9 protein-coding genes are annotated in these 14,614 nt (G+C 38.9%); all 9 read right to left on the reverse strand.

Going from position 1 to position 14,614, the window contains the following annotated elements:
- Positions 1-6: 6 nt before the first annotated feature.
- A complete protein-coding gene (locus FW774_RS17900; RefSeq protein WP_149349595.1) occupies positions 7-2,082 on the reverse strand; it encodes a hypothetical protein in 2,076 nt (691 codons plus the stop codon).
- A 103-nt stretch (positions 2,083-2,185) separates the two neighbouring features.
- Positions 2,186-3,313: a glycoside hydrolase family 5 protein gene (locus FW774_RS17905; protein WP_149349596.1), complete on the reverse strand. Its 1,128-nt coding sequence runs from the start codon at positions 3,311-3,313 to the stop codon at positions 2,186-2,188.
- Positions 3,314-3,534: 221 nt separating this feature from the next.
- Positions 3,535-4,449 carry a DUF5017 domain-containing protein gene (locus tag FW774_RS17910; RefSeq protein WP_187774946.1) on the reverse strand — a complete coding sequence of 305 codons (915 nt, stop codon included), beginning with the start codon at positions 4,447-4,449 and terminating at the stop codon, positions 3,535-3,537.
- Positions 4,450-4,476: 27 nt separating this feature from the next.
- Positions 4,477-6,066, reverse strand: a complete 1,590-nt coding sequence (locus FW774_RS17915; RefSeq protein WP_149349598.1) for a RagB/SusD family nutrient uptake outer membrane protein — start codon at positions 6,064-6,066, stop codon at positions 4,477-4,479.
- Between the two features lie 21 nt (positions 6,067-6,087).
- Positions 6,088-9,282, reverse strand: a complete 3,195-nt coding sequence (locus FW774_RS17920; protein WP_317132768.1) for a TonB-dependent receptor — start codon at positions 9,280-9,282, stop codon at positions 6,088-6,090.
- Between the two features lie 728 nt (positions 9,283-10,010).
- Entirely contained in the window at positions 10,011-11,075 is a 1,065-nt protein-coding gene (locus FW774_RS17925) for a substrate-binding domain-containing protein (RefSeq protein ID WP_149349599.1), read from the reverse strand.
- 202 nt (positions 11,076-11,277) lie between these two features.
- On the reverse strand, positions 11,278-12,027 hold the full coding sequence (locus FW774_RS17930) for a glucosamine-6-phosphate deaminase (protein WP_149349600.1): 750 nt from the start codon (positions 12,025-12,027) through the stop codon (positions 11,278-11,280).
- Between the two features lie 29 nt (positions 12,028-12,056).
- Entirely contained in the window at positions 12,057-13,277 is a 1,221-nt protein-coding gene (nagA, locus tag FW774_RS17935; RefSeq protein ID WP_149349601.1) for an N-acetylglucosamine-6-phosphate deacetylase, read from the reverse strand.
- Between the two features lie 217 nt (positions 13,278-13,494).
- Positions 13,495-14,613, reverse strand: coding sequence for a right-handed parallel beta-helix repeat-containing protein (locus FW774_RS17940; RefSeq protein WP_149349602.1), 1,119 nt, complete (start codon positions 14,611-14,613; stop codon positions 13,495-13,497).
- Between the last annotated feature and the right edge of the window lies 1 nt (position 14,614).

Raw genomic sequence — 14,614 nt, forward strand, 5'->3', positions numbered from 1 at the left:
TGATTATTATGGCTCGATTTTCCATAAGTCTAAAGAACGCTGAAAATATATCGCTCCGTTGTTACCTAATGCCAGGCTTGTTCCGGTTATATTGAGCATTGTTGGTTTCATCGACACCGGATCTAGGCTAAAAATTTGTCCGCCTATGCTACCGTAAAGCTTACCATTGGGGTGTACCAATAAAGCATCCGGACGCCACAGTACTCCATTGCGGGTATCATGACATATTTTATGTAGTGAAATAACCTTAAGTTCAACCGGATCAAAAACGAATAGCGTTCCGGCAGCAATTCCCCAGATATTTCCATCTGGGCCGTTAATTAAACAGGTAATTGCTTTTGCACCTGGCACTGGTATCAATTCGGTTTCTTTTGTATTGGTTAAGGGATTCCAAATAAACAATTTGGCTTCCAATGCCTCAGGCAGAATTCCTAATCCACCCCAGACAGAGGTACCACCAATCACCAATTTGTTTGCATATACCAGCGTAATAACAGATTGACCGGCTACAATATCTTTATAACTATTTAATTGTTTGGATTTTATATCATACTCAACTAATACCCCGCCGTTCTTACCATAGTTAGGAACGGTTCCCCAAAAAACCTTATTTAAATCCGGAATCCCCAGTGCGGCAAATGGCCTGTCTTGTCCCTGAACCTGCCCTATTTTATATGGATTGCCTTTTTCAATGTCCCACGGTTTTTCGGTATTATAAACATAGAATCTTCCATGAGGATAAATGCCGAAATACAGGTTTTTACCTAACCTATTTATACTTTCCGATTGAGCTAATCCTCTATAAACCTCGGTTTTGCCTGTTGCGGGATCATATGCTGCATTAGAACCTGCTAAGTATCCGCCTGTCCATATCCTGCCGTCAGGACCGGTAGCTGTTACATTTATACCTATAGGTTGTGCTGGAATATTTAATCTGACCATAGTTTTTTGACCCGTTTTTGGGTCGAATTTTATTAAATTTCCGTAGGTATTCAACAATACTAATACATTTTCAGAATCCCATGTTGCAGCAAGCGCATTGCTGCCGATTGGCATTATTTCTCTGGGTTGTCCGGTAGCATCTGAAAGATTATATGAATAAAGTTTTGCTCCTCCTGAATAATATATCTGTTGTTTTTGGGGAGCTTTAGTAACCGTTTTAACATACATATTGTCAGGCATGGATGTAAAGTTTCTGGTACTGAGGTTATATATCAGGCTTTTTTTCACATTCTCTACAGTAAAAAAAATACAATCTCCACCTTTCAGGTTGTTTACCAACCCCATATTGTAAACAAACTCGTTACGCTTATACTCTTCTGGTAATATGTCTCTTTTAATACCAGTTTTTACATCAAGTTCAATAAGATGAGCATGTGAACCTATACCAGCATAAATTTTGTCACTAGCCTTATGATAGACCAGACTTCTTACATAGTTTTCTCCTTGAACCAAAGGGCCTTTACCAACATCACTAAAACCATCTTTTGGATGATAACGGAATACCCTGCAACTGGGATAAGAAGCACCGAATATTTCACCATTCTTGCCGGGTGTTAAATCCCAGAGATAACTTTCAGTACCTAAAGCCCTACCTACATTCTCTATTTTATCACTTCCGGGTTTATGCTTGTATAGATACCCACCGTAACCACCCGCCAGATACAGCCAACCGTCAGAAGAAACGGTCAGATCCCAGGAGCCGTCGGTTTTATTTACCGGTAGATCAACCACCAATTTATAATCATTGGTATCGAAACCTAATAAATGTGCAGGAACTCCTCTAACTACCGTATATACCAGCTTCTTTCCGCTATCATCTTTGGCAAAAATGCTACCTTGTATTACCGCATCTTTTACCTGGGGTCCCAGGTTTGTCAGTTTTATCTTATCGGATTGCAGCACTGTATCGCGATTGGGTATGAGATCTATTTTCGCTGGGATTTCATCGATCACCTTTACCTTTTCATTAAATGCAATGGCTGTTTTAACCGGATTCATTTTATAGAAATGATCCGGCTGATTTCTTTCTTCTCCGCATGCCAAGGATAACAGGCTGGTAAACAATATAAAACCATTCATTCAGTTGTGATCTGTTTTCATCTACAATATTGGCTCTCTTTATGCTGAATCCAGAAGCTAAGAATTCTATTCTTTATTTGGTGCCCTTCATACTATTTTAAGCTCACTGCCGATTTACCAATATATCTACCAGATTAGGATATAGAACATTTAAATTCTCATCAACAATACTGTAGCCGGCACCTTTATAGTCAAACGATGTACAAGGAGTCTTTTCTTCCTGCAAAATTCCAACAACATCACGATACCAGTTTGTGCGACTAGGCTCTGGCGTATTTTTTAATGTACCAAACTCACCGACAAATACAGGTGCCTTCAATCGCTTAGCCATATTAATACCTTTCATTATCGCCGTCTTTAGCACCGTCCTGTCATAATACCGCTGCCCGGTAGACTGCCAGTTTACTGGTAACTGATCAATCCATTCCGATGGTACCAACTGTCCGGGATAGTTAATGGGGATATCCTGACGTCCGCCGGTAGTAGCTTGCAAACCGTAAGCCGTTAACAAATAAGGGCCGTAATAATGAAAGGTTAATAAGATATTATGATTATCAGGTAATTTAAGTGCATCGTATTTAACATCCCCAGCCGATGTACATACGCCTACTACGATTGTTCGGTCTGGTTCAAGCGCCCGGATAGCACCGATTGCCATAGCGGCCACCCTGTTCCAGTTTTCCGGGTTAGCCGATACCGGCTCGTTCAGCAACTCATAAGCAACCATCGAGTCGGGATACTGAGCCAATTCGCCCGACAAATCTTCCCACAACTTTACAAACTTCCCTGGCTCATTCGGATCGGTGAACAAAGTGTTCTCTGTATTTGTAAACCGGTGATTACGGGTAATATGCAGATCGATCAAAGCCCGCATATTATATTTGATACACCATTGTATTGCCTGATGCAACAGATCAAATCCATATTGACGTATTTTTGTACCTTGAGCATCCCACAAAACCACTTCGTCTATACAGAGCCGTACATGATCAAAACCTAAGTCTGAGAGTAATTTTACGTCGCGTTCCTGAAAAAAGGCGCTCCGAAGCGCACTATTGTATTTCGGTGTTGAAAGCCACGAAGCCACATTTACCCCTCTCCTGATTTCAAAAACATCCGTTTTCACATCCGGAGCAAGTGTTTCATTCTGACCTTGCCCTAAAGCGGTTCCTTTTTTACAGCCTGTCAATGCAATAAAAAGCACGGAAATAATTAATACGATTTTTTTCATGATGATTTATGCTGTTTAGTTATTTGGATATCATCAACAATACAAGTCTTGTCATTCCACCTTAGGCCATCATGGTATAAATAACCCATTGATCGAAGCTCTGTGAAGTATCCGGATCGGGTTAAGATACAGCACTTGCCAGAATTCCATACGTTTAATTAAAAGAGGGATAACAGAGCAATATCCCCCTTTTTACGTTACAACCAATATTAACCAGATATTTAAGGAACAATCTCTAAGTCAACTTCCTTTACTACCGTTCTGGCCTCTTTTATTGTAGCGTTTGTCGCTACAAACCGAGCCTTATAGCTGCCGGCCGTTGTATATGTATAGGAATAAGAATCCTGGTGGGCATCTGAATATCCTTTGACATTCAATGGCCTGTCAGGACCCATATCTTTGCTCCCAACTTCCATGCCACTGCTTACACACCAGTCTTCGGTATAATCTGCCGTATTGCCAGCTGCGTTAGAACGAAGCGTGATAGTAGTTGAAGTAATGCCAGACCGGCCGGTAGTTTCTTTAGGACCGTAATAATATAACCCGAAGCCTGCTGTTGTTTGAGTAGCTAAAGTGGTTAGACCTAACACAGTATTGCTTTTAACTGCAAAATCTCTTATGGCCCATGTACGGCCTGTACCCTTTGTTGGATCGTAAATATACCTTAAACAAAAGTACATAGGCTTTCCATCCACCACCAGGTCACTGACATTAACCTGTCCGCCACTTATATAGGTTGCATTTGTTGCTAAGGTAAACCTATTGGTAATATCTGTCCAGGTAGCCGCCTTAATATCATCAATGGTATATTTCCCATTAAAATCTGTTGATACTAAAATAGAGAACTGATCAGGCTGTACACCATAATTCACGCTTGTTGACATAGTCACCGTAATATCTCCTGCCGGAAGAGTTCTTCCATCCCGGTAATCATAATCATTACCGATTTCGCCTGAATAAAAAGTAATAATGCCTGGATTGCCAGTAAGCTGAAAGTTAACTTCCTCACCTACTTTGTATTCTTTCTTCTCGGTAGTAATAGTTAAGTCCGGATCAGCCTCCAGATTTAACGATGTATCACAAGACGCCATACTAAAGACGCCAAGTAACAGTACCAGATAATATTTTGATTTCATGATCATAATTATTTAAATGTTATTAGATTACCATCCCGGATTTTGTGTCATTAACCTGTTTAGTGTAACCTCGGCAGCAGGTATAGGCCAGGTTAGCTGCTTTGGTGCAAGCGCATCTGCAAAACGGCTTCTATAATATGGCGCCGCACCAAACACACGGTCTATATCCTGTAGTACACTCTGCATCTCAAAAGCAAATACTCCCCAACGGATCAGGTCAAACCTGCGTAACTGCTCAAAGGCAAGTTCTCTCATACGCTCATCTTGTAATTCACTCTTAAAACTTTGATAATCCATGTTGGATAAATCATATTGGTTTATATCAGTAGCTCCGGGCATTAATTTTCCAAATGCACGACGACGAACAAGGTTAATTGCGTTATAAGCAGAGTCTGTTGGATGCCCGCTTACTTCATTTTCTGCCTCAGCAAACATTAACAGGACGTCAGAGTAACGTAATAAGGGAAAATTTTCGGGGGTTTGTCCTGTCGCTTTAGGGGTTACAACTTCATATTCTCTTCGAAATTTAGCTGCTTGCCTATCATATAAACTACTTTCTGTAGTAGCTGTAATCATTGTTTTTGCCCCATTTGCACCGGTATTGTTATACGTAAAATTTGCAATACACCAGTCCCTTCGCAAATCACCAACCGCATATTTATAATACAGTTTGGCCGTAGCCTTCACTCCTCCGAAACCATTTCCTGTTGCTGTATTAGATGTGAGAGGTCCATTTGCAAAACCCACGTATCCTGTTTCTGTGTAGCTGTCTGTTCTGTTTCCCCAAAACTCTACCTCAAAAATACTCTCTTTGATGTCGTACTGATCCTGCGCAATTTTTATAAAAATGTCAGAGTAATCTGGGTTAAGGGCATGTGCCGCCTGCGTATCTTCTATTACTTTCCGTGCCCATTCCCTGGCCTCCTTATATTTAGAGGTATCCTTTAATGGCTCTCCTGCCATGTATAAACATACCCTTGCCAAAATACCCCGCACTGCCGATTTGCTTACCCGTCCGCCAAATCCAATTTCGGTAATTGACGGAACCAAGGCTTCGGCAGCTTTCATATCGGATAAGATCTGTGCGTATACTTCCGCTATAGTATTCCGGGCTGCATCGGTATTCTTAGCTGAAGCTATTGGTGTTGTAAAAATAGGCACACCGCCATATAATTGAACCAGAACAAAGTAATAATAACCTCTTAAAAACAGCGCCTCCCCTCTCATCCGGTCTCTCAAACTGACATCAAGAGACTGGTTCTTATCTACATTAGCGATAAAAACATTTGCCCGGTTAATACCCTGAAACAAAGATCGCCAGTTGGCTGCAACATCGGCATGACTCGATGAGTAATTAAAATATTGCGGCCCATTGATAGGAGTGTTTCTTGCAAAATAGCCTTCGTCTGACTCTATGCCCATACGGTATAGCCAAACCGTACCATATACAGATCCTAACATATCGTATACCCCAGCCAATGCGGATGTCAGTTGAGCCTCTGTCTCATAATAATTTGTGGGCGCAAGAAAATCTTTTGGCTCCTTATCAAAGAACTTCTCACAGGAAGCAGTGGTTAAAACCACCGTAATCAAAACAAAATAAGTTATGTATTTCATGACACGTTCAATTTAACGGATTTAAAATGTTGCTTTAAGTGCTACAACTACGGTTCTGGGAATTGGATACGCGGAAAAATCAAACCCTGGTGTTAAGTTTGTGTTTCGTACCGAAACCTCAGGATCCATACCTGAGTAATTTGTCCAGGTAACCAAGTTTTGTGCCGCAACACTTAAATTCAATTTATTAAGAGATAAATGCTTAATGTACTTTTGAGGAAGGTCATAACCCAGTGAAACTGTTTTTAACCTGAGGTATGAGCCATCTTCTAATACACGTGATGAATGATAGCCAACTACGCCTTGTCCGCCGGTTCTGAATAATGTACTATTGGGGTTATCAGGAGACCATCTGTTGGCATAAGTAGCGTACTGGTTCAGCCCCCCTCTGGGGTTGCCATTTCCATCAAACATCAGCCGGTTAGCATTATATATATCATTACCGTATGACCACTGGAAGAATATGTTCAGCGAAAAGGCTTTATAGTTCAAGTTATTATTAAACCCTCCGCTGTGAACAGGTAGTCCCCGGCCGATAATGGTTAAATCATGCGGGTCAATTGTACCATCATTGTTCAGGTCTCGGTATTTGATATCTCCCGGCTGAACATTACCTGTACCATTGTCAGAAACATTCTTTTTCAAATTATATACGCCCGGACTTGGATTGTCAAAATCATCATAAGTATACACCCCATCCCAGATATATCCATAAATCATTCCCATAGGTCTGCCAATCTCGGATATATACAAGGGGTTGGCATTATACTGAGACTCGAAGGAAGGTGTTACAAAGAGTTTATCCTGGCCATCTGTTAATGCTAATACCTTATTACGATTAAAGCTGATATTAAAGTTAGATAACCATGAGAAGTTTTTACTCTTAATATTAACGGTATTCAGCGTCAGCTCCAATCCATCATTTCTTACACTTCCTATATTTTTAATTGCCGAGGTAAATCCTGTCGAGTTTGGTAATTGGGCTCTCAATAACAGGTCGCGTGTATTCTTCCGGTACAGGTCAACAGTCAAACCAATTCTATCTTTAAATAAACCAAAATCCCATCCAAGATCTATTTGCTCAGTTGTTTCCCATTTTAAATCTGCATTACCCAGATCAGATACAATTGCTCCCAGTACAGGAGTTGAATTATTCCATGAATAAGAAGCAGAGAAAGGAAGTGTTAAACTGGGAAAACGGTCATATTCACCCACACGATTATTGCCTGTTAAACCATAGCTGAGCCTTAATTTAGATTCTGAGATAAAATCAAGATTTTTTAACCAAGGCTCTTCCTGCATATTCCAGGCAGCAGATATAGAAGGGAAATAGCCCCATCTGTTCTCCTTACTAAATTTAGAAGAAGCGTCTGCTCGCATAGTGGCTGTGAGCAAGTATTTTGACTTATAACCATAATTTATCCTGGTATAACCTGAAAATAAAGAATACTCTGATAACAGTGCTGATGAGCTGTAGGTCGTTCCCTGGTCAATGCCACTCATACCCAGATTCTCGTTCGGAATTTGCTGATTAGCGTATCCATACGCGTTGTATTTAGACCCTTGAAAGGATACGCCACCCATCGCCGTTAATTTATGTACCTTATTAAAGGTCTTGGTATAGGTTAGGATATTTTCATTTGACAAAATAGTACGTTCATTATACCCTACACTTGCATTTATTCCACGACTATTAAAATAACTTATTAAGCTTCCCTGGGGGGTTTTTGAGTTATAAAAGTTTTCTGACCGACGGTTATAGGTACTAACCGTACCTGACATCTTTAATTGTAAATTTCTGTTTATATCGTATTGAATATATGCGTTGGTTAAAAAATTAGTTGTAAATTTTTTATTATAAGCATTATTACTGGTTACTACAGGGTTAAATGCAGCATAATATTGAGTCAATGATTCTTCATCCATATCCTCATCCAGCAGGTTTACGCTATCGCTACTGGTAACAGGTCTGAACCCCCAGGCCCTACTAAGCAGATAAGTTGTATACGAGCTACCTTCACCTTCGGCCACAACAGAACCAAAAGAGGTTTGCTTGGTCATATTAGCATTAATACCTGCTTTCAGTTTTTTGCTGATGACCTGGTCAACATTTACCCGCCCCTGATATTTATCATATCCCGTATTTATAATGATCCCATCCTGGCTATATGCAGAGGCCGAGATTGCATATTTTGTTTGTGCGGTTCCACCGCGAATAGCCAGGTTATGAATCCGGTTCAGGCTGTTACGAAAAATCTGATCCTGCCAGTTTATAGCCGCAATATTCTTATAATCATCAAGTGTACGGCCATTGGGATCGTATCTCGAATCAGTAGGTGAAATATCTGCCGGGGTATAAATTGCTTTATATGTTGATGACAGCTCTATCTCATATTTAACAAAATCGTATGGGCTCATTACCGGTATGGTTTTTTGCACCTGCTGAAAGCCAAAAGAGTTATTAAAAGTTACTACCGGAGCTCCGACTTTTCCTTTTTTAGTTTCGATAATTACCACGCCATTAGCTCCACGTGCCCCGTATATAGCTGTTGCTGAAGCATCTTTCAGAATATTCATCGATTCAATATCATCAGGGTTAATGGCAGCATTGTCCGGATCTTCTACCGGAAACCCATCAATAACGTACAAGGGCGAGTTACTTTGAGTTAAAGAGTTATTACCCCTGATGACGATATTCAGTGCCTGCCCGGGCTGCCCGTCTGTAGCTGATACGTTGATACCCGCTACCCTACCAGCCAAAGATTCCTCAAAGGAACCAACGGGTGCCTTATTCATATCTTCTACCTTAACCTGTGCAACAGATCCTGTAAGATCTGCACGCGTTGTTGTACCATAGCCAACTACAATTACTTCTTTTAATGCCTGGGCATCCGGGGTTAAAGAAATATTTAATGTGTTAGACCCAGCTACACTAATTGTTTTAGCCTGGTAACCCAAATATCTCACCTCGAGAATATCATGCGATACCGCCTGAATGGAATAAGCGCCATTGGCGTTTGTGCTAACTACCCGGTTTGTACCTCTAACCTTAATAGTGGCCCCGGGCAATGGTTGCTTTGTTTCTTCATCTACCACAATTCCTTTAATTGTTCTTAAAGTTTGTGCTCTACTTTGATGGGGACTGATTGATAAAAAGAGCAGTAATAAACTACTACAAAGCATCATTAATGAATAAATTGTGCTGTTTTTTGTCATATTAAATTTAGTTTAGGGATTAATATATATTCAATATTTTATGTGTACGTACCCGTTAATTTCAGAAATAAACCAATTGCAGTTTATATTAAATAACGGTTACGTACCCGAAATAGATATTATCAAATTAGTTATTACTTTTACTGGCTCCATAATAAATAAAACAATTAAATATAAAGAAATAAGAGTTGTAATTTATCTTCTGTCCAATATGCTTCTGTAAATAAGCAAATTCACCAATCGTTTACGTAACCGAATATATGAACTAAAAAAAATTTATGCAAGAAAAATGTTAATTTTTTGTTACTAACATCATATATTTTTTCAACAACATTTTTTATGTGCAACTATAAAAGTCATCATTCTTTTCGGTAGAGAAAGCCAGGACTGATTATATTTTGATTTTCTGATAAGCAATCACTGCCTTACATCGTTTCTAATAAAGTTTCAGGATTCACCGATTTTTTTTAGAAATAACCTATTTTTTATGATTTTCCCAGATTACAACTTTAACATTTGGTTCTTTACAATTCTTTGAGATCTTAATGCATTGGATGATATTATTTTAAAATAATGTATAGTTGAATATCGGATTATCATTTTCATACTCCTATTTTATAGCTAGAAACAGTATGTTAGCCTTTGTTGCTTCTAACAACAAACACACATTATCTTTTATAACGGCTGCTATTCAAATATCGCCAGTTTAGCTTCATCTGGTTATAAAGCTAATTCCGGTAGAACTCATAATTTTCTTTAGTGATAATATCAATTGGCATGAAGTAAATCTTATCAACGACAGAATCGTGCACTAAGAAGTTGTATAAAGCCATTATTCCCCTGTAACCCTGCTCCTGGGGTTTCTGACATATTAAGAAATCAATAACACCTGATTTCAGATATCCGATATTCTCTTTAAGGAAATCAAAACCTACCAAGGGAATATCCTTTATGTTTGCCTCCTGCAGATAATGAGCTACGAAAGAAACCCGTGAGTTGGTAACAAAAATTGCCTTAATATGGTGATCTTTTAAAACAGCTATCAGGTTTCTTTTTACCGACAAATAGTCTGTTTCCCGAATATCCGTTTTTATGATCTCGTTATTTTTTTTATTGTCGGCAAAATATGCTCTGAAGCCTTCTTCCTTCCGTAATACGTGGTGCTCAGTATCAATTTCTTTAGATATGTTTACTACCAATACTTTATCATTACTATTTACCAGAAAGCTAACCAGATGAGCCCCGAGATAACCGCTTCGGTATAAATGAGGTCCAATATAGCATAGGCTATTTTGGTTGGGGATATCTGAGTTGATGAAAACGTAAGGTATTTGCCGTTGCTGACAGGCTTCTACAAATGCTTTTGATTCTTCAATAAACATCGGCGCCAGTAATACGCCTTGTACATTATTTTCTAACACTGTTTCGGCCTGTTTTACAAAAGAACTTCTGTCATTCTGGTCAAAAAAGTACTTCTCAATATTAATTCCATAAGGCTTTATTTCTGCTTCGGCCTGTATAATGCCATTAAGTGGAGCTTCCCAATAGTCTGTTTCTTCAGAAACAGCGGGAATCAAAGCGGCAAATTGTAATATTTTTTTGGATGCTAATCTTCGGGCTAAAATATTAGGCTGATAGTTAAGCTCTTCAATAATGGCGTTGATTTTATCTTTGGTTTTTACCGAAACTCCTGTACGGTTATGTATCACCCTATCTACTGTTGCAATTGATACATTAGCTCTCCGTGCAATTTCTTTAACTCCAACAAGCTCTTTGTCCTTATTTTTTTTCATAATTTCTCAGTTAACCTATTATTTCATTAATGTTACAGTTAACCACAATTATAACTTATGTAATTTTCAATTAACGAAACGGTTTGTCTCACAACGAAGATATAGAGAATTATTTTTTCATGTATCATTTAGTATCACTTTCTGTCGAAATAGACTTGTATTTTATATTAATATGCGGATAACCGTATCAAATAAATATGGTCTATATAAGCGCACTGCTTTGCTTATCCAGAAATAAGATAGCTGCCGGATGTTTTCTTAAAATTGTGGAAGGATATTTTTCCTGGATATCTTTATTCAGTGTATTATAAACTGCTTTAGATTTTGTGCTTCCAGGCACCATACAATAAATATAATCAGCGTTTAGCAATGCCGGAATGGTTAATGTTAAGGCTTTAACTGGCACTAAATCCAGATTTTTAAAGCAACCATCGTTTACCTGCTGCTGGCGACATTCCTGATCAAGCTCCACAACTTTTACCAGTTCGGTATCGTAAAAATTTGCTACTGGCGGATCATTAAAGGCCAAATGCCCATTCTCCCCTATCCCCATGCAGGTAATGTCAACCGGATGTTTCATTAACAGGTCGGCATACCTGTTACATTCTGCAGCAATATCCGTAGCATTTCCATTCAGGTAATACACTGCATTGAATGCAACTTTATCAAAAATCCGTTCTTTTAAAAAATTACCAAAGCCTTGCGGTGCATCCGGACTGAGACCAATGTACTCATCCATGTGGAAAGCATTTATCTTGGACCAATCAATATCTTTTTGTATTAAGGCACTAAGGAACTCGTTTTGTGAGGGGGCGGCCGCAAAAATTACATTTATAAACGGTTTGCTTGTTAATAGTTCGTTTAGCTTGTCTGCTACCAGGGTAGCTGCACTTTCACCCAGCTGTTTTCTATCTTCGTATATACGTATATCCAGATTTTCTATTTTTATCATCGTTATGATTTATATTTTAATATAATTACTTAAACCACCGGACTATATTCACTGCTTTTTGAGTAGATTACTTTACCATTAATTATTGTTGTATCAATCATTATATCTTTATCAAATAACACAATATCTGCATCTTTTCCTTTAACCAACGACCCTTTATTGGTATCAACTTTCATGATCACTGCGGGTGTAATCGTCATCATTTTTATGGCATCCAACAGTGGTACATCGGCAAGCTGTATCATGTTTTTTACTAAACTATCGCAGGTAGCTACACTCCCGGCAAAAGCGCTTCTATCTGGTAGCTTGGCTACACCATCTTCTACAATAACACGCATACCATTATGCAGGCTTCCCAAAATGCTTTCACCGGGTGGCATACCGGCGCCCCGCATTGCATCTGTTACCAGGGCAATTCTGTCGGCACCTTTTATCTTGTATACTAATTTCAGCAAAGGCGGCGGCAAGTGCACACCATCAGCTATGAGCTCTACAGTCATAGCATCAATCAGGTATGCGCTCTCAATTACTCCGGCATATCTGAAAGCATTTCTCCGGGAAACTCCCGACATACATGAATAAAAATGGGTAGCATGAGTATATCCTTTTTCATAAGCCTCTAACACCTCTTCGTAGATAGCATCTGTATGTGCTATAGCGGCCAGAATATCCTGGGATTTTAGATATGCCCCCAGCTCCAAAGCGCCTTTCAGTTCCGGTGCAGCACTCCAACGTTTAACAACAGATGTATTTGCCAAAATTTGCTTATATTCATTGGGATCAGGATTACGGATATAACGTGCGTCCTGGGCACCCCGCTGTTTCATTGAAAAATAAGGCCCTTCAATATGCATCCCGATAAATTGCGCTCCCGATTCGTTTTTGGCATCTGCCAGCTCATACAATTCCAGTGTCTTTAATAGATCATCATGTTCGCAACTTAATGTAGTTGGGGTAAGTGCCGTTGTTCCGTAACGGGCATGTGTATCGGCTATTTCCAAAAACGCATCAAGATTGTTATCCATAAAATCATGCCCGCCGCCACCATGCACATGTATATCAATAAATCCGGGTGAAATAAACTTACCGTGCGCATTAATTTCTATTGCATCATTAACATCAATATTATCCTTGCTTACTTCTATAATTTTACCCCGATCAACAAGAACTGTACCTCCATTTATAATACGGTGTGGTGTTATAATTTGACCGTTATATATTTTTAATCTCCTGTTAGCTATTCCCTTCATAATAGGTATCCGTAATAAAATCTCATTTTAATTAGTGTGGCTTTATTCTAAATAACTCGTGTACGTACACGAAAATAGGTTAATTTTAAATAATAACAAAATGTTTATTGTGTATACACTTAAATTTCAGCCCATCAGTTTATATTGATCGTTGTGACCGGGTTGTTCTGCCTTTAAGCGCCGCAGACAAAAAACCGGGTACAACAAACATTCTTACTTAATTAAAAAATATGCTAATATCGCCCCAACCACTCCATCCTTTAAATTGAGCACCATATTTAGGGAAACTACCCATTACAACTGTATGGGTTATATCAACATTTGTGTTGTTACTGATTTTTATATCGTCTGTGTTTACATCAAAATTTTGCCTGAGTAATCTTTTCTTTTCTTCAGGAGTACCGTTTACCAGGATTTCACCTTCGGCGGCTGTTAAAAGATAGTGTTTGCCAACAGGGTCAAAGCCATAATGATGAAAAGCTATAGCATTTTTGGTATTTTTAAAGTGATTGCCTGTAAAGGTATAATGAGTGGCAAACGTCTCATCCCCAGGGTCAATATTATTGAAAAGCGGAACCGAAATAAATGGATATACCGGGAATTTTTCAGTGCGCACAAATGTTGAGTTCTCCACATCTCCGTAATCACAATGGTCTCTAAAACGCACATAATCACCTGTACAATCTTCAAAATAACAGCCAACCACATGAATATTAGAAGCGTAATGAGCATGATACATGAAATGAGAATGACTATCAATACCTACCCGCTTAAATGAACAATCTTTGTAGGTAACACTTGATGTGCCCTGCTGATGTACACCTGTTGCACCATAGATAATTCCTCTCATATCAGTCCAGGTGCAGTTATCTACCAATATATTTTCTGTCGTGTTGTCTTTACCTGATGTTATCTGAAGTGCATAACCCAGCTTTCCACTGCCTGTAAAATTGAAGTTCCTGATAATAATATTTTGTGAATTTTTAACAGCCATCAATACTGATTGTTGTTTATAGCCAACAGGTACGGTGAACAAGGTATTCTGGCCATCACCTTCCAGTGTTAAAGCGTTTTTTTTATTGCCCATTTCTTCCAGTATAAACGGTTTTTCAGTATAGGCTCTTGCATAATCCCCGCTCATAAACTTTACTATTACAGGTTCTTTTCGCAGTGTTTTTTGAACTTCTATCCAAAACCCTGCGTTTAGAAAGTCTGCTGCATTCTCAACAGACATTCCATTACCGTTACCTTGTTTAACAGGAGCTGCGTACCGGATCATTGCCATACTATTTAATGAGGCAAATAGTATCCAGAAAAGAAATAATCTAACTTTCATT

It is taken from the genome of Pedobacter sp. BS3, from assembly GCF_008274585.1.
Taxonomy (GTDB): domain Bacteria; phylum Bacteroidota; class Bacteroidia; order Sphingobacteriales; family Sphingobacteriaceae; genus Hufsiella_A.